Below are 15,245 nucleotides of genomic sequence, written 5' to 3' on the forward strand. Positions count from 1 at the left end.
CCCTGCCGCTGCGGCGGGCGCTGGCCGGGCGCGCCCTGGCGCGGCGGCATCGGCCTGCCGTCCTGCGGCAGCGGGCGGCCCGCGCCGGGCGGCGGGCCGCCGGGGCGCTGCGGCTGCGGCCTCGACTGGAAATCTTGCTGTGAAGCGCGCTGCGTACGGCCGCCGTGCGGTTCTTCGCCGTAGGGGGAACGCTCGTAGGGCGAATTCACTGACAAAATCTCCGTTGCTCGTATCTGTGCACGCTCATGGCGTCGGGTTCACCGCTCGGCGGTGTCACGGCTCCTCCGCTGCCTGCGCGGGAGAGCCGGTGCGCGGCTCATTCGGCCGCGCTGCGCCGGCCGGAGCCGGGCCGGTTCTCGCGATTCCCGCCGGACCGGCCGCGCCGCGGCGCCGGATCCGTGCCGAGGACGTACGACTGCACCAGGTGGTTCCAGTGGCACGAGCGGCAGACCTCGACCACGTGCACCGAGAACTCCTCCTTGGTGTCGGCCAGCCTGGCCAGCTCCTCTGGCGTTCTGGCCGACCCCGCCGTCTGCCCGAGCCCGTCACCGTAGACCCAGGATACGAGCGTCAGCTGCTCTTTCCGGCAGATGGGGCAGGTGACCTCGCTCCCCCGGCCGTGGAACTTCGCGGCCCGCAGGAGGTACGGATTGGCGTCGCAGACCTCGGCGACGGCGACCCGCCCCGCGTAGACGTCGGCGAGCAGCGACTTACGCCGGAGGGCGTAGTCGACCACCTGCCGCTGAATTCGCACGCCACCCAGAGTAGCGGTGCGGGGAAGCCCCCGCCCCGGCGCGGGCGCGGTGCCCCGGGCGGCAATCCACCGCCAACAGGCGCGTTTCCGGCCGCGGCATTCTAGGATTCTGCTGTGTCAACCGCCGCATCCGGCCGCATGCGAGCGCGTGACCTCGATCGCGTGAACGCATCCGGGCTCCTGGATGCCGCCTACGCGGAGGGGCAGCTCGGCGGCGACGAGTACCACGACCGGGCCGCGCAGGTCGCCGCCGCGAAGACGATCGGCGAGCTGCGCGCGCTGGTCGACGATCTGCAGCTGCCCGCGGCCAGGGTCAGGGCGGCCACCGATGGGGTGCGGGCGGGTACCGCGTGGCGCCCGCTGCAGGGCGGCGCAGGCCACTACCCCGGCCGCACCCGCGCGCGGAACGACGACCGCGAGCGCACCCGCGCCGTGCTCGACACCGCGCACGGCGAGGGCCAGCTCGCCGACGCCGAGCATGCCGAGCGGATCGAGCTGCTCGCCGCCGCCCGCTCGCTGGACGACCTCGCCGAACTCGTCGCCGACCTGCAGCGGGTCACCGGCACCGGGCCTGCGCCGCGGCAGCCGCCCAGCTACCGCGGCAGGCTGCGGATCGCGCTGGTGACCGTGCTCGCGCTGGCCGCCACCGTGGGCGGGTTCCTGATAACGCACCGCGACGAGGTCGCGGTACCGCCGGTGGCCTACCCGGGAGTCGCCGAACTCGGCGCGGTCGAGCCCGTCGTGATCGCGACGCCTTCGCTCGTCACCGCGGAGGGGCTCACCGAATTCCTGCGCCGCTACCGGGAGAAGTTCGGCGACCTGCAGGCCGACGAGGTCGACCTCTTCCCGGAGCACGCGAGCATCGCGCGCGCCCTCCCCGGGCAGCCGAATCGCCTGGTGCACTACACCTATCGCGGCGGCTTCGAGCAGGACCGGGACGTCACGACGCGCAAGGTGGAGACCCCGGTGGTCGATCTCGGCGTGCTCGACGCGAAGGGCATCGGCGCCGCGCTTGCCGCCGCCCCCGCCGCCGCGAACGTGCGCGACGGCACGGTCTCGCATCTGAGCGTCGAGCCGGTCAACACCGACTCCTACGCCAGGTACGGCCTGCCGCACGGCGTGACCGGGGTCGACCTCTCGGTGACCAACGAGTTCTCCGAGTCCGGCCGGTTGCTGCTGGATCAGACGGGGCGGGTCGCCAACGTCTGGCCCTTCAAGAATTGAACAGGAGCGAGCGGATGGCGCAGCGAACCGACGGCGTACGGGCGCGGGACCGCGACCGGGTGGATGCCTGCTCGGTGCTGGACGCCGCGCTGGCCGACGGCCAGCTCAGCACCGCCGAGCACGCCGCGCGGACCGCGACGGCCATGCGCGCGAAATCCTTCGACCAGCTGGACGCGCTGGTGGCCGACCTGCAGATCCCGGCGAACCTGGTGGACGCCCCGATCGTCCGGGTCGACCGGCGCACCCCGCGCCGCTGGCAGGCGCCGGTCGCGGTGCTGGCCTGCGCCGCCGCACTCGGTTTGCTGGCCGGGTTGCTGAGCAGCTGCGACGGCCCGGGCGGCCCGGCGGAGCAGGTGCCGATCCTCACCAGCGGGCCTGGCATCGGCTACTTCCTCGCCGAGTACCGCGCCGAGTTCGGCGAGACCGTGGTCGACGAGGCCACCTTCTACCCGGAGTACGTGCTGGTGGACCGGGTGCTGCCGGGCAGCCCGCAGAGCACCGCCGACTACCACTACGACGGCGGCTTCGGCCGGTACACCGCGAGCGACGGCCGCAAGCCGGACGAGCCGACCCTCGACCTCGCCGAGCTCGACCTGCCGAAGCTGGCCGGGTTGCTTGCGGGCGCGCCGCGGACGCTCGGGCTGCCGGACGGCACGGTCAGCCACATCATCGTCCAGCGCGAGGCGGGTGCGCGCGACGAGGACCCCCCGATCGTCCGGATCTACGTGCGCGGCGCGGACAACCGCGCCGGCTACCTGGAGACCACGCTCGGCGGCGAGCCGCTGGTGATCAGCAAACCCTCCTGACCTGTGATTCTACCGACAACGTAGCCCTTCCGCGTGCGATGTTATATCGGCCCGATATAGTGGTAAGTCGCATCCATCGGTTAGATCTGTCGACAAGTCAGGGGGTGAGGCCCGATGCTCGAGTTGGCAATCCTCGGGCTGCTCCTGGACGCACCCATGCACGGCTACGAGCTGCGCAAGCGGCTCACCGGCCTGCTCGGGCCGTTCCGCGCGTTCTCCTACGGGTCGCTCTATCCCACCCTGCGGCGAATGCAGACGGACGGGTTGATCGCGGAGGAGAGCGTCACCGGCGCGACGATGCGGCGGGCGCGGCGCGTCTACCACCTGACTCCGGACGGGCGGGAACGGTTCACCGAACTGCTCGCCGACACGGGGCCGCAGAACTACACCGATGACGGCTTCGGCGTGCACCTCGCCTTCTTCAGCCGCACCCCCGCCGCGGCGCGGATGCGGATTCTGGAGGGCAGGCGGCGCCAGGTCGAGGAGCGCCGAGAAGGACTCCGGGAGGCCATCAAGAAGGCGAGCGGCTCACTCGATCGCTACACCCGGCAGCTCCATCAGCTCGGACTGGAATCGAGCGAGCGTGAAGTGCGCTGGCTCAACGAGTTGATTGCCGCAGAGCAATCGACGAAGGCGGCACCACAGAAAGAGGGAAATATCGGCCATGAGTGACATCGACAAGGCTGACAACGCCACCGAAGTACGCGTCGCCATCGTGGGTGTGGGCAACTGCGCCTCGTCGCTGGTCCAGGGCGTGCGGTACTACCAGGACGCGGACGAGAACGCGACCGTGCCCGGGCTGATGCACGTCAGGTTCGGTCCCTACCACGTGCGCGACGTCAAGTTCGTCGCCGCGTTCGACGTGGACGCCAAGAAGGTCGGGTTCGACCTGGCCGAGGCGATCTTCGCCAGCGAGAACAACACGATCAAGATCTCCGATGTGCCGCCGACCGACATCACGGTGCAGCGCGGCCCGACCCTGGACGGCATCGGCAAGTACTACGCCGAGACCATCGAGCTCTCCGAGAGCGAGCCGGTGGACGTCGTCAAGGCGCTGAAGGACTCGAAGGCCGACGTGCTCGTCTCCTACCTGCCGGTGGGGTCGGAGGAGGCGGACAAGTTCTACGCGCAGTGCGCGATCGACGCGGGCGTCGCCTTCGTCAACGCGCTGCCGGTCTTCATCGCCTCCGACCCGGTGTGGGCGCAGAAGTTCGTCGACGCGGGCGTCCCGATCGTCGGTGACGACATCAAGAGCCAGGTCGGCGCCACCATCACGCACCGCGTCATGGCGAAGCTCTTCGAGGATCGCGGTGTGCAGCTGGACCGCACCATGCAGCTGAACGTCGGCGGCAACATGGACTTCAAGAACATGCTGGAGCGGGAGCGGCTGGAGTCGAAGAAGATCTCCAAGACCCAGGCCGTCACCAGCAACCTGAAGAAGGAGCTCGGCGCCAACGACGTGCACATCGGCCCGTCCGACCACGTCGGCTGGCTCGACGACCGCAAGTGGGCCTACGTCCGCCTCGAGGGGCGCGCCTTCGGCGACGTCCCGCTGAGCCTGGAGTACAAGCTCGAGGTCTGGGACTCGCCGAACTCGGCGGGCATCATCATCGACGCCGTCCGCGCCGCCAAGATCGCGAAGGACCGCGGCATCGGCGGTCCGGTCATCCCGGCCAGCGCCTACCTCATGAAGTCCCCCCCGAAGCAGCTCGCGGACGATATCGCCCGCACCCAGCTGGAAGCCTTCATCATCGGGGCCGAGTAACCAGGCACACCCGCGGAGACAACGCGCCGTGCGCGGCCGACCGGCCACGCACGGCGCGAGTCTTCAGTCCAGCGACACGTACACCTCGACCGAGGTCGGTCCCGTGTATCGCTCCAGCTCCGCGGTGTGCGAGCGCGTGATGGTTCCGGCCGCCTCGGCTTTCGCCACCTGCGCCCACGCGGTTCGCAGCAGGTCGTACGGCTTGTCCGAGACGACGAAGCGCGCGTAGCGCCCCTGCGGAATCCGCGTCAGCACGTCGCCGGGGTCGAGATCGTCCAGCCCCGACACCTCGTATCCGAGCACCGCGACCGCGTGATCGTTCTGCCCGATGTAGGCGGCGGCCCGGCTCACGGTCTTCTCCCGCGCCAGATACCGATCCCACGTGAAGTTCACCAGGTCGAGGTCGCGGGCAGCGACCTCCCGTCCGGTCAGCGGCACCGTCAACCCCGCGACCAGGATTTCGTCCAGGGTGACGAGTTCGAAGTCCACAGCCATGTCCTACCTGTTCCCGTGTTCGTCGGCCAGCGCCACGAACACCTCGACGGTGCGGGCGTCGGGGTACTGCTCGACATCGCCGGTGTAGGAGCGCACCAGTTTGCCCGCGGCCTCGGCGTCCCACACCGTGCGCCAGATGGAGACGATGGTGTCGCCGAGGTTGTCGCCGCTCGCGGTGAAGCGGGCGAAGCGTCCGGCGGGCACTCGGGCGAGCACGTCACCGGCCTGCAGGTCGTCCAGTCCACGGCAGCGGTAGCCGACGATGTGCGTGAGGTACGAGTTGATCTCCGGGGCGTGGTCGACGTAGGCCGTGGTCGGCGGCCCGGGCAGCCTGCGGGCGAGGTTGCGCTTCCACGCCTCTTCGACCTTCGCCCGCCGCGGTCCCTCGACCGCGAGCGCCGGGCTGCGAAGTACTGTTCCCGCCACCAGCGTCTCGGGACGGTCAACGACATTGAAATCCACCGGCGTAGCCCCTATGTCTCGTCTTTCGTCGTCGCTCGAGCGCTATCCTCCCGCATCGCCCGCCCGGCGACGCTGTCGGCCCCGCGCCCGGCGCGTCGTTCGCGGCTCGAGCCCTTCGTGCGGTTTCGTCGCAGGTCGGCGCGGTGCCGACCGGCCGGGACCACCGAGGTCCGGCCCATGCGTCGCTCTCACTCCGGTTAGCTCTCACTCTGGCCAACGATGCTGCCACGTCCGTGGTTCCGCGGGGACCGGGTAGGCGTAACCGTGATCTTGGCAGCAACACGTTCAGCGGCCGCTGAGACCGGGGAAGAGCTCGCCGGGCCGGGCCGGGCCGGAGGTGGCGGGCGGGATCACGATGAAGGGTTCCGCGGGCGCCGGGCTCGGCGCGGTGCCGGTCTCCGGCCCGAAGATGCCGAATCCGCCGCCGGGGGCGGTGGGTTGCGGTGGTGCGGCGGCGGCGGGGAACTGGTCGACGGGGGTGCCGTCGAGCGCGCCGTCCATGGTGTCCTTCCAGATGTCGGCGGGCAGCCCGGAGCCGTAGATGTCGCCGCCGCGGACGGTGCGCAGCGGCTGCGGCAGGTCGGTGCCGATCCAGACGGCGGTGGCGAGCGCGGGGGTGAATCCGATCATCCAGGCGTCCTTGTTGGCCGCGGTCTCGCCGAGCTGGGTGGTGCCGGTCTTGGCGGCGGACGGCCTGCTGCCTGCGAGCCCGTGGTTGTTGGAGTAGCCGGCGACCGGGAGCATGGCGCGGACGGTGTTGTCGGCGATGGCGCGGGAGATGCGCTGTTCGCCGCGGCCGGGGTCGCCGCGGTCGAGCAGGACCTCGCCGCCGCCGGTCACCACCCGCTGCACGAAGTAGGGCGGGTGGTAGACGCCGCCCGCGGCGAGGGTGGCGTAGGCGGAGGCCATGTCGATCGGGCGCACCAGGTACTGGCCGAGCACGATGCCGTTGTAGGGCGCGGCGCCGTTCTCGGTGAGCGTCTTCCCGACGCCGGGCAGCTCCGCCGGGATGCCTGCCAGGTGTGCGGCGTCGGCGATCGAGCCGGGCCCGTCCGACATGGACATGGTGAGCCGGTAGTAGACGGTGTTGAGCGAACGCTTCAGCGCCTCGGCGAGGCTGCACTTGCCGCAGCTCTCGCCGCCGACGTTGGTGATGGTGACGTCCCGGTCGGTGACCGGGCCGCTGTCGAAGGTCCGGGTGAGCGGGATCGCCTGCTGCTGCGCGGCGATGGCGGCGAAGACCTTGAAGGCCGAGCCGGTCTGCAGCGGGGCGGCGGCGAAGTCGTAGCCGGTGCCGTCGGCGCCGCCGTAGTACGCGCGCACCGCGCCGGAGCGCGGGTCGACGGAGACGACGGCGCCGCGCAGCTGCGGCGGCTGCGGGCCGAGCCTGCTCGTGACGGCGTCCAGCGCGGCCTGCTGCGCGCGAGCGTCGATGGTGGTGGTGATCTGTAGCGCGCCGGTGTTCAGCTGCTGCTCGTCGATGCCGGAGTCGGCGAGTTCGCGCAGCACCTGGGTGCGCAGCAGCCCCTCGGGGCCGAGCGCGGTGCTCGTGTCCGGGATGTCGGTGACCGGGATGATGTTCGGGAAGGTGGTGGCGTCGCGCTCGGCGGCGGTGAGCGTGCCGAGCTCGACCATGCCGTCGAGCACGTAGCGCCAGCGGTCGCGCAGCTGCGGCAGGTGCGTCTCCGGGGTCAGGATCGATGGCGAGCGGATGACGGCGGCGAGCACCGCGCCCTCGGCCGTGGTCAGCTCGGGCACCGGCTTGCCGAAGTAGTTGGTGGCGGCGGCCGCGATCCCGTACGCGCCGCGGCCGTAGTAGATGGTGTTCAGGTAGGCGGCGAGGATGTCGTCCTTGCTCCACTGCCGCGCCATCTTGGCGGCGATCACCAGCTCCCGCAGCTTCCTGGTGACGGTGCGGTCGTGGCCGAGGAAGGCGTTCTTCACGTACTGCTGGGTGATGGTGGAGCCGCCGCCCGCGTTGTCGTGGCCGAGCAGGTTGTCCCGGACGGCGCGCAGGAAGCCGCTGGTCGAGTAGCCGGGGTTGCTGTAGAAGTCGCGGTCCTCGGCGGCGAGCACGGCCTGGCGCACCGGCACCGGGACGTCGGCGAGCGGCGTCGGCGTGCGGTTGCCGTTCGGCGGCACCACGGTGGTGAGCACGGTGCTGCCGTCGGCGGCGAGCACGGTGGCGATCCGGGCGCCCTGCGCGTTCTCCGGGCTCGGGATCTCGGCGCTCCAGTAGACCAGCACGAAGAGCAGCGCGGGCACCGCGACGAAGACGACGGTGAGCGCCAGCAGCAGCCTGCGCAGCCGCTGGCCGCGGGTGCGCCGCGGCCGGACCGGCGCGCCGGGCGGTGTGCTCCCGCGAAGCGCGGCGCCGGGCAGCGGCTTCCAGTGCGCGGTCTCGTCGTAGACGGGCTGCGGCGTTCTCCGGGGTGCGGGGGGCTCTTCGGACGAGCTCACGAGCCTCTCCTTCCGAAAGCGGCGGCGAACTCCCGGTGCGGCTTCCCGCGAACCCGCGGTGACGTCCCCCGACTTTACCCGGTGGCGACGGCCGGATCAGCTCTTGACGCCGCCCGCGGTGAGTCCGGAGATGATCCGGCGCTGGAACAGCAGCACCATGATCACCAGCGGCACCGTGACGATGGTGCCCGCCGCCATGATCGCCGCGTACGGCTGCACCAGCGGGTCGTTGCCGGAGAAGCGCGCGATGGCGACGGTCACCGGCTCGGTGGCGCTGTTGGAGAGCAGCCGGGCCAGCAGGTACTCGTTGACCGCCGCGATGAAGGCGAGGATCGCGGTGGTGAAGACCGCGGGCGCCGCCAGCGGCAGCATCACCAGCCGGAAGGCCTGCAGCTTGCTGGCGCCGTCGATCCGCGCGGCCTCCTCCAGCTCCCAGGGCAGCTCGGCGAAGAACGAGGCGAGGATGTACACCGTCATCGGCAGCACGAACGAGATGTTCGGGATGATCAGCGCCTGGTACTGCCCGATCCAGCCGATGTCGCTGAACAGCTGGAACAGCGGGGTCACCAGCACGACCACCGGGAACATGGAGGCGCTCAGGATCAGCCCGGAGACGATGTACTTGCCCCGGAACTGGATCCGGGCCAGCGCGTACGCCGCCAGGATGCCGATGACCAGCGCCACCACCGTCGTCGCGAACCCGATGATGACGCTGTTCAGCAGCGCCTTGCCGAAGTCGTTGCCGCGGGTGGTGTCGAACGCGTTGCGGAAGTTCTCCAGCGTCACGTGCGTCGGCCACGGGGTGTTCTCGAACTGGTAGGCGGGATCGCGGAAGGCGGTCACCGTCATCCAGTAGAACGGCGCGAGCCCCCAGAGCAGCACGATCAGCGCGCCGAGGTAGAGCCGGACGGTGCCGAGCCGTTTGGACCACGGCTGCTTGTTCGGCACCGTGGTGCGGGTGGCTTCGGGCTTTCCGGTGTCGATGGCGGTGCTCATGCCTTGCGCTGCTCCTCCTGCGTGCGGACCGCGTTCGCGCCGAGGACCTTCACCAGCACGAAGGCTACCGCGAAGATCATCAGGAAGGTGATCGTCGAGAGCGCGGCCGCGCTGTTCGGCCCCTGCCGCACCTGCTCGACCACCAGGATCGAGAGGGTCTTGGTGGCCGGGTTGCCCAGCGTCATGATCGCGGGCAGGTCGAACATCCGCAGCGCGTCCATGGTGCGGAAGAGCACCGCGACCAGCAGTGCGGGCTTGAGCAGCGGCAGCGTGATGTGCACGAAGCGCTGCCAGGCCGATGCGCCGTCCACCTTGGCCGCCTCGTACACGTCGGCCGGGATCACCTGCAGCCCGGCGAGCAGCAGCAGCGCCATGAACGGCGTTGTCTTCCAGACGTCGGCCGCGATCACCGCGAAGCGGGCGGGCCAGGCGTCCGAGGTCCAGAGGATCTCGGTGCCGAGGAGCCGGTTCACCACGCCGTCGTACTGGAACATGAACTCCCAGAGCCGCGCGGTGACGGCGGTCGGGATGGCCCACGGGATGAGCACCGCGGCGCGCAGCAGCGCCCGGCCGCGGAAGGTCTTGCCCATCACCACGGCCATCGCCAGGCCGAGCACCACCTCCAGCGAGACGGTGACCACGGTGAAGAAGAGCGTGACGCCGACCGCCATCCAGAACTGCGAGCCGAGCGTTCCGGTCGGGCACGGCACCAGCCCGCCCGCGGCCTGGCACTGCTGCAGCAGCCAGTGCGTGTAGTTCGTGAAGCCGGCGCCGCCGCCCTCGACGAACATGCCGGTGGCCTTGTCCAGCCCCGGGTCCTTCTGGAAGGACATCCAGAGCGCCCGGAACACCGGGTAGCCGATGACCACCGTGAGCGCGGTCAGCACCGGGAGCACGAACAGCCAGGCCCGGCGGGACTTGCGCCACTCGGTGGCCAGCGCCGCGCCGAAGCCGGGTTCGCGTTCCCCGGATGGCTTTTCCTCGACCAGGGTGGCCGTTCCCGAAGGATCCGACACGTTCTCTCTCCTACGGGTGGTCTCTACGCCGGGCGTGCTCGAGCCGGTCAGTTACCGGCGGTCTCGATGCCCTTCTGCATGCCGATGATCGCGTCGTCCACCGACTTGGTGCCGTTCAGCGCGGCGTAGGCGTTGTCCTGCACGGCCTTCGACACGGCGGAGTAGAACGGGGTGACCGGGCGCGGCACCGCGCTCGCGATCGACTCCTTGAGCGCGGGCAGGTACGGCATCTGCGCGATCAGGGCCGGGTCGTCGTACATCGACGCGCGCACCGAGGGCAGCGCGCCGGAGGCGACGATCTGCTGCGCCTCCTCCGAGATCAGGAAGCGGAGGAAGTCGAGCGAGGTCGCCTTGTTCTTGGAGAAGGCGCTGATCGCGGCGTTGTAGCCGCCGAGCGTGGAGGCGCCGACGCCGTTCTCGCCGGGCAGCGGGGCCACCCCGAACTTCTCCTTGACCTGCGACGCGTCGCCGCCCGCCTCACCGAAGAAGTACGGCCAGTTGCGCAGGAAGAGCAGGTTGCCGTTGGCGAAGGCGTTGCCGCTCTCCGGCTCCTTGAAGGTGATCGCCTCGCGCGGGATGTCGCCCTTCTTGTAGGCGTCGACCAGCGTGTTCAGGCCGGTGCGGGCCTGCGGGCTGTCCACCGTCGGGGTCTTGCCGTCCGGGCCGACGAAGGTGCCGCCGTAGGCGTTGATCACCTCGGCGGTGTTCACCGTGAGGCCCTCGTAGGGGGCCAGCTGGCCCGCGTAGCAGCCGATGTTGTTGTCCCGCGCCACCTGGCACTGGGCGAGCATCTCGGTCCAGGTGCGCGGCGGGGTCGGCACCAGGTCCTTGCGGTAGAAGAGCAGGCCGCCGTTGGTGTTCCGCGGCGCCGCGTAGAGCGTGCCGTTGTAGGTGGCGCTCGCGACCGTCGGCGAGAGCAGCGCGGCGGTGTCGATCGCGAAGGTGTCCTTCAGCGGCTGGATCCAGCCCTTGGCCGCGAACTCCGCGGTCCACGGGACGTCGAGCGCGACGACGTCGTACCCGGACTGCTTCGAGCGCATGTGCTCGACCAGGTCGTCGTACTGCTGGTTGGCGTCGTTGGACTGCTCCTTGAACGTCACCTGCTCGTTCGGGTGGGTGGCGTTCCAGCGCTCGATGATCTGCTTCACCACCCCGGTCTCGGTGGTGTCCTTGCCCTCCACGTAGGTGATCGGGCCGCGGCCGTCGAGATTCTCCGACGTCGGGTTGCCACCGTCACCACTGGAGCAGGCCGACGCGAAGGTCGCCGTGAGCAGCGCCGCGGCGGCGATCGCCAGCGACGCCCGCGGCACCAGCGACGAACGGAGGGACGACACCTGCGGCAAAGCCATCACGAACACTCCCGGGTCGAGACGTGAGCGGCGGCACATCAGCCGACGCACAAGGCAAGATACATGGTGTTCATCGGAAGCGCTGGAGCGCGTTCCCCCTTCGGCCCACTCGCTAGGCTGGCCGGGATGACTTCGCCGAACGCGGTCCCGGACCGGATGCTCACCCGGATCGGCGGGCTGCTGCGCCAGGCCGAGTCCACCGACAACGAGCACGAGGCCGAGGCGTTCCTGGCCGCCGCGCAGCGGCTGGCCACCCGCTCGGCGATCGACCTTGCGGTGGCGCGGGCGCACGTGGCGGGCAGGCAGCGCCGCGCCGCGCCGATCCAGCGGGTGATTCCGATCGGCGAGCCGGGCCGGAAAGGTCTGCGCACGTACGTTCAACTGTTCGTCGCGATCGCCGCGGCCAACGATGTGCGCTGCGATGTCGCGCGGACATCCACCCAGGTCTACGCCTACGGCTTCGCCGGTGACATCGACGTCTGCGAGGCGCTCTACAGCAGCCTGCTGGTGCAGATGGTGCGGGCGAGCGACCAGTACATCAAGTCCGGCGGCTACCGCTCGGCCACCGTCGAGAAGGTGGTGGTGGAGCGGCGGTTCGGGCGCACCGTGCGCCGCCGGGTCGCCGCGCCGGTCGCCCCGGTCACCGCCCGGCTGAACTTCCAGGCGGCGTTCGCGGCCCGGGTCGGCAAGCGGCTCGCCGAGGTCAAGGCCGAGGTGCTGCGGGAGGCCGATGCGCCTGCCGAGGCGGGCGCGCCCGGCACCGCGATCGCACTGCGCGAGAAGGAACTCGAGCTCACCGACTTCTACCGCATGACCTCCGAGGCGCGGGGCACCTGGCGCGGTGCGGCGGCCTCGCTCACCCCGTCCGCGGACGCGCGCCGGGCCGGTGACCGCGCGGGCCGGGCGGCGCGGCTCGGCACCGCACCCGAGCTGGGCGCCCCGCGCGGCGAGCTGCCCGCGCCGTGACCCCGCGCGACAGCCAGCGCGCCGCCGTCTACGACGCGGAGCAGCTCGTGCGGGGAGCGTTCGAGCGGGCCGACGAATTCGGCAATCGCACCGTCGAGGTCTTCGGGTCGCGGCTCACGCTGCCGGTGGAGCGGCGGTTCGGGTCGGTGGAGTCGGTGGCCGGGTACGTCGAGCGGGTGCTGGCGTTGAACTGGGTGCGCGCGGAGTGGCCGCGGGCGGCCGTCCCGGTGCGGGTGCGGGCCAGGCGCGGGGCAGGCGCGGCGCACTACGAACCCGATGGCGCGGTGCTCGCGGTGCCGGTGGGGCGGGTGTGGGCACTGCGCGAACTGGTGGTGCTGCACGAGCTGGCGCACCACCTGGCGCCGGACTCCGCCGAGCCCGCGCACGGCCCCGCCTTCTGCGCCCGCTATCTGGCGCTGCTCGACGGCGTCGTCGGGCCCGAGGCGGCGCTGCTGCTGCGCTCGGCGCTGCTGGGCACCGGCGCCAGGATCGGGTGAGCGAGCCTCCCCGCGCTGCTCGGCCCAGCCGGATTCGCGCGGTCCGGCGGGACAGCGCCCGGCTCGGCCGGAGCCGGTGACCGATCTGTCCGTAACTGTCCGGTATCCGCCGGATCGGCCTACCCCTTGACCAGCGCGCGCACCCGCTCCACCCGTTCCAGCCACCACCGGGTGCGCTCCGGGTCCGGGTGCCGGTAGCGCTCCAGCAGCTCCGGATCCGGCACCGGCGGCGCGGTGGGCACCGCGAGGAACCCGTCCACCGGCAGCACCGGCTCGGCAAGCACGTCGCCGGTGAAGAGCGCCCCGGTGCCGAGCCCGCAGGCGTGCGTCAGCTCCGGCAGCGCCCCGGCCAGCGCCAGCTGCGCGCCGAGCCCGACTCCGGTCTCCAGCGCCGAGGACACCACGCACGGCAGCCCGGCCGCCGCGGCCACCCGCAGCGCCCGGTGCACCCCGCCCAGCGGCGTGCACTTGATCACCGCGATATCGGCGGCCCCCGCCACCGCGACCCGCAGCGGATCCTCCGCGCGCCGGATGGATTCGTCGGCCGCGATCGGCACCCCGACCCGGCGGCGCACCGCGGCCAGCTCCTCGATCGTGCGGCACGGCTGCTCCGCGTACTCCAGCCCGCCCGCGGCCCGGTCCAGCGCCCGGATCCGGGTGACCGCGGTGTCGACGTCCCACACCGCGTTCGCGTCGATCCGCACCGCGCCGCCCGGCCCGAGCGCGTCCCGCACCGCCTCGACCCGGGCGATGTCCTCCGCGAGCGAGTCCGGGTGGTCGGCGACCTTCACCTTGGCGGTGCCGCAGCCGGATTCGGCGACGATGCGGCGCGCCCGCTCCGGGTCGACGGCGGGCACGATGCAGTTCACCGCAATCCGCGTGCGCACCGGCTCGGGCCACCAGCCGTTCGCCTGCTCCAGCGCGGTGGCCAGCCAGTTCGCCGCCTCGCGGTCGTCGTACTCCGGGAACGGGCAGAACTCGCCCCAGCCGCACGGGCCCTCCAGCAGTACGCCCTCGCGCACGGTGATGCCGCGGAAGCGGGTGCGCAGCGGGATCGCGTAAACCAGCATGCCGGAATTCTGCCGCAGCGCCGGAAACCCCCGGACGCACTCGAGTAGTTTCCCGGTACCCGGCAGCCCGGTCCGCGCCGAATATCGATGCATGACGACCGCCTACCCCGACCCGCGGTACGGCGCCATGCCGCCCCCGCCGCCCGGTCCGCCCCCGCCGCCCGCGAAGAAGGAGCTGAACCCGCTCGACGTGACGCTCGGCATCGTGCTGTACTCCGTCGCGCTCGTGCTGGCGGCGTGCTCCGCCTACGCGACCGTCTTCTTCGCCTTCGCCGCCGATTCCTGCAGCTACGGCGGCAAGAGCTGCGACTACGTCGGCTCGGGGATGGGTGCCTCCTGGGGCGGCGCCGCGCTCGCGGTCGTCACCGGCGCGGTCATGCTCCCGATCGCCGCCTGGCGCCGCTGGCCGCTCTGGATCTGGGGCGTCGTCCCGCTGATCCTCGTCATCGGCGGTTTCCTCATCGGCTACAGCATCGTCTCGGCGGGGATCTCGGCGTGACCCGGCACGTCGCTTATCTCCCCTCGAGCACCCTCACCTGCGAGGATCTTCCCATGACCACCGCCTACCCAGCTCCGCACGAACCGCGGTTCGACTACGGCCAGCCGCCCCCGCCGCCCCCGCCGGGCCGGCGCCCGTTGAACGCGGCCGACACCGCGATCGCCATCGTGCTCTACGCCCTCGCCTTCCTCCTCGCGGTCTGCTCGGTCTTCGCCACCTTCTTCTTCGCCTTCGCCGCCGACGCGTGCACCCTCGGCCGGGACTGCGATTACATCGGCACCGGCATGATCGTCTCCTGGGGCGGCGCCGGGCTCGGCGTCCTGGTCGGCGCCGTGATGCTCCCGATCGCCGCCTGGCAGCGCTGGCCCATGTGGGTCTGGGGTGTGCTCTCGCTGGCGCTCGTCGTTGCCGGTTTCGGCATCGGGATCGCCATCGTTTCCGGCGGGCTGAGCTGATCCGGCTGCGCGGCGGGCATTCCGGCGGCACGCTGGAGGTGGTGAAGGGGGAGACATGGCTCGGTGGTTCGATTTCGCCTCCCGGCGCCCGGAGTGGCGCGACCCTCGCCCCGCCTCGCCGCTCGACCTGCTGCGCACGGTCGCGGGCGCGCTGTTCGCGCTGCTGGTCGCCGGGCTCGCCGTCGCGCTGGTCCCGCTCTACGGGCTCTTCGCCGACGAGCGCGGGGACGGCCTCGGCGAGGTGTGGCCCGCCGCGCTGATCGCCTGGGGCGGGCTGGTGTTCGGGGCGGTTGTCGCGGTGTCCCACGTGTGGGAGCGAGTGCGGTACGGCAGGCCGATCGGCTGGGGCCCCGCGGTCGCCGTCCCGGTGATCGTCGAGGCCTGGCTGCTCGGCCTGGTATTCGCACTCGCCCTCAGCGAACTGCGGTGAT

General features: G+C 71.5%; 17 protein-coding genes. 9 read left to right on the forward strand and 8 right to left on the reverse strand.

What is annotated here, in order from left to right; all coding sequences use genetic code 11:
* Positions 1-316: 316 nt before the first annotated feature.
* Positions 317-736, reverse strand: coding sequence for a DUF5318 family protein (locus ACFUJ1_RS03195; protein WP_233021063.1), 420 nt, complete (start codon positions 734-736; stop codon positions 317-319).
* A gap of 156 nt (positions 737-892) precedes the next feature.
* On the opposite strand from ACFUJ1_RS03195, the gene ACFUJ1_RS03200 reads away from it, so the two are divergent.
* From ACFUJ1_RS03200 to ACFUJ1_RS03215, 4 genes are all read left to right on the forward strand, one after another.
* Complete coding sequence (locus ACFUJ1_RS03200) at positions 893-1,978, forward strand: DUF1707 domain-containing protein (protein WP_378642930.1); 1,086 nt, start codon at positions 893-895, stop codon at positions 1,976-1,978.
* A 14-nt stretch (positions 1,979-1,992) separates the two neighbouring features.
* Positions 1,993-2,784 (forward strand): DUF1707 domain-containing protein, encoded by a 792-nt coding sequence (locus tag ACFUJ1_RS03205; RefSeq protein ID WP_378641929.1) that lies wholly within the window; start codon positions 1,993-1,995, stop codon positions 2,782-2,784.
* A 114-nt stretch (positions 2,785-2,898) separates the two neighbouring features.
* Entirely contained in the window at positions 2,899-3,456 is a 558-nt protein-coding gene (locus ACFUJ1_RS03210) for a PadR family transcriptional regulator (protein ID WP_378613410.1), read from the forward strand.
* Positions 3,449-4,549 (forward strand): inositol-3-phosphate synthase, encoded by a 1,101-nt coding sequence (locus ACFUJ1_RS03215; protein WP_378641931.1) that lies wholly within the window; start codon positions 3,449-3,451, stop codon positions 4,547-4,549. Before ACFUJ1_RS03210 ends, ACFUJ1_RS03215 begins: the two co-directional genes overlap by 8 nt.
* Before the next feature lie 63 nt (positions 4,550-4,612).
* Here ACFUJ1_RS03215 and ACFUJ1_RS03220 read toward each other — a convergent pair whose 3' ends face one another.
* The 6 genes from ACFUJ1_RS03220 to ACFUJ1_RS03245 all read right to left on the reverse strand — a co-directional run bounded on the left by ACFUJ1_RS03220 (position 4,613) and on the right by ACFUJ1_RS03245 (position 11,327).
* Entirely contained in the window at positions 4,613-5,044 is a 432-nt protein-coding gene (locus ACFUJ1_RS03220; protein WP_378641933.1) for a GyrI-like domain-containing protein, read from the reverse strand.
* A gap of 3 nt (positions 5,045-5,047) precedes the next feature.
* A complete protein-coding gene (locus ACFUJ1_RS03225) occupies positions 5,048-5,506 on the reverse strand; it encodes a GyrI-like domain-containing protein (RefSeq protein WP_233015259.1) in 459 nt (152 codons plus the stop codon).
* 285 nt (positions 5,507-5,791) lie between these two features.
* Positions 5,792-7,966, reverse strand: a complete 2,175-nt coding sequence (locus tag ACFUJ1_RS03230) for a transglycosylase domain-containing protein (RefSeq protein WP_378641935.1) — start codon at positions 7,964-7,966, stop codon at positions 5,792-5,794.
* Between the two features lie 96 nt (positions 7,967-8,062).
* Positions 8,063-8,962: a carbohydrate ABC transporter permease gene (locus ACFUJ1_RS03235; protein WP_378641937.1), complete on the reverse strand. Its 900-nt coding sequence runs from the start codon at positions 8,960-8,962 to the stop codon at positions 8,063-8,065.
* Positions 8,959-9,978, reverse strand: coding sequence for a carbohydrate ABC transporter permease (locus ACFUJ1_RS03240; RefSeq protein WP_378641938.1), 1,020 nt, complete (start codon positions 9,976-9,978; stop codon positions 8,959-8,961). The genes ACFUJ1_RS03235 and ACFUJ1_RS03240 overlap by 4 nt, the downstream gene beginning before the upstream one ends.
* Before the next feature lie 47 nt (positions 9,979-10,025).
* Positions 10,026-11,327: an ABC transporter substrate-binding protein gene (locus ACFUJ1_RS03245; RefSeq protein ID WP_233015256.1), complete on the reverse strand. Its 1,302-nt coding sequence runs from the start codon at positions 11,325-11,327 to the stop codon at positions 10,026-10,028.
* Between the two features lie 126 nt (positions 11,328-11,453).
* Between ACFUJ1_RS03245 and ACFUJ1_RS03250 the strand changes: the two genes are divergently transcribed.
* On the forward strand, positions 11,454-12,293 hold the full coding sequence (locus ACFUJ1_RS03250) for a DUF2786 domain-containing protein (RefSeq protein ID WP_378641941.1): 840 nt from the start codon (positions 11,454-11,456) through the stop codon (positions 12,291-12,293).
* The gene (locus ACFUJ1_RS03255; protein ID WP_378641943.1) at positions 12,290-12,790 is read left to right on the forward strand and encodes a TIGR04338 family metallohydrolase; all 501 of its coding nucleotides are present in this window, start codon (positions 12,290-12,292) and stop codon (positions 12,788-12,790) included. Before ACFUJ1_RS03250 ends, ACFUJ1_RS03255 begins: the two co-directional genes overlap by 4 nt.
* 119 nt (positions 12,791-12,909) lie before the next feature.
* Here the strand turns inward: ACFUJ1_RS03255 and ACFUJ1_RS03260 are convergent, their stop codons facing one another.
* Positions 12,910-13,860, reverse strand: coding sequence for an o-succinylbenzoate synthase (locus tag ACFUJ1_RS03260; RefSeq protein ID WP_378641945.1), 951 nt, complete (start codon positions 13,858-13,860; stop codon positions 12,910-12,912).
* Between the two features lie 91 nt (positions 13,861-13,951).
* On the opposite strand from ACFUJ1_RS03260, the gene ACFUJ1_RS03265 reads away from it, so the two are divergent.
* Genes ACFUJ1_RS03265 through ACFUJ1_RS03275 form a run of 3 tightly spaced genes read left to right on the forward strand, consistent with a single transcriptional unit; the run spans position 13,952 to position 15,244 of the window.
* Complete coding sequence (locus ACFUJ1_RS03265; protein WP_378641947.1) at positions 13,952-14,359, forward strand: hypothetical protein; 408 nt, start codon at positions 13,952-13,954, stop codon at positions 14,357-14,359.
* A 53-nt stretch (positions 14,360-14,412) separates the two neighbouring features.
* Positions 14,413-14,814, forward strand: a complete 402-nt coding sequence (locus tag ACFUJ1_RS03270) for a hypothetical protein (RefSeq protein WP_378641949.1) — start codon at positions 14,413-14,415, stop codon at positions 14,812-14,814.
* Positions 14,815-14,869: 55 nt separating this feature from the next.
* Positions 14,870-15,244 (forward strand): hypothetical protein, encoded by a 375-nt coding sequence (locus ACFUJ1_RS03275; protein ID WP_378613398.1) that lies wholly within the window; start codon positions 14,870-14,872, stop codon positions 15,242-15,244.
* The last annotated feature ends 1 nt before the right edge of the window (position 15,245 follow it).

The organism is Nocardia sp. NPDC057227 (assembly GCF_042669725.1).
GTDB classification, from domain to species: Bacteria; Actinomycetota; Actinomycetes; order Mycobacteriales; family Mycobacteriaceae; genus Nocardia; species Nocardia asteroides_A.

What these genes read in the sequence shown, in the direction of transcription:
- ACFUJ1_RS03270 (WP_378641949.1), top strand. Translation starts at nt 14,413, where the DNA reads ATGACCACCGCCTACCCAGCTCCGCACGAACCGCGGTTCGACTACGGC.
- ACFUJ1_RS03205 (WP_378641929.1), top strand. Translation starts at nt 1,993, where the DNA reads ATGGCGCAGCGAACCGACGGCGTACGGGCGCGGGACCGCGACCGGGTG.
- ACFUJ1_RS03210 (WP_378613410.1), top strand. Translation starts at nt 2,899, where the DNA reads ATGCTCGAGTTGGCAATCCTCGGGCTGCTCCTGGACGCACCCATGCAC.
- ACFUJ1_RS03265 (WP_378641947.1), top strand. Translation starts at nt 13,952, where the DNA reads ATGACGACCGCCTACCCCGACCCGCGGTACGGCGCCATGCCGCCCCCG.
- ACFUJ1_RS03275 (WP_378613398.1), top strand. Translation starts at nt 14,870, where the DNA reads ATGGCTCGGTGGTTCGATTTCGCCTCCCGGCGCCCGGAGTGGCGCGAC.
- ACFUJ1_RS03215 (WP_378641931.1), top strand. Translation starts at nt 3,449, where the DNA reads ATGAGTGACATCGACAAGGCTGACAACGCCACCGAAGTACGCGTCGCC.
- ACFUJ1_RS03250 (WP_378641941.1), top strand. Translation starts at nt 11,454, where the DNA reads ATGACTTCGCCGAACGCGGTCCCGGACCGGATGCTCACCCGGATCGGC.
- ACFUJ1_RS03200 (WP_378642930.1), top strand. Translation starts at nt 893, where the DNA reads ATGCGAGCGCGTGACCTCGATCGCGTGAACGCATCCGGGCTCCTGGAT.
- ACFUJ1_RS03220 (WP_378641933.1), bottom strand. Translation starts at nt 5,044, where the DNA reads ATGGCTGTGGACTTCGAACTCGTCACCCTGGACGAAATCCTGGTCGCG.
- ACFUJ1_RS03245 (WP_233015256.1), bottom strand. Translation starts at nt 11,327, where the DNA reads ATGGCTTTGCCGCAGGTGTCGTCCCTCCGTTCGTCGCTGGTGCCGCGG.
- ACFUJ1_RS03235 (WP_378641937.1), bottom strand. Translation starts at nt 8,962, where the DNA reads ATGAGCACCGCCATCGACACCGGAAAGCCCGAAGCCACCCGCACCACG.
- ACFUJ1_RS03260 (WP_378641945.1), bottom strand. Translation starts at nt 13,860, where the DNA reads ATGCTGGTTTACGCGATCCCGCTGCGCACCCGCTTCCGCGGCATCACC.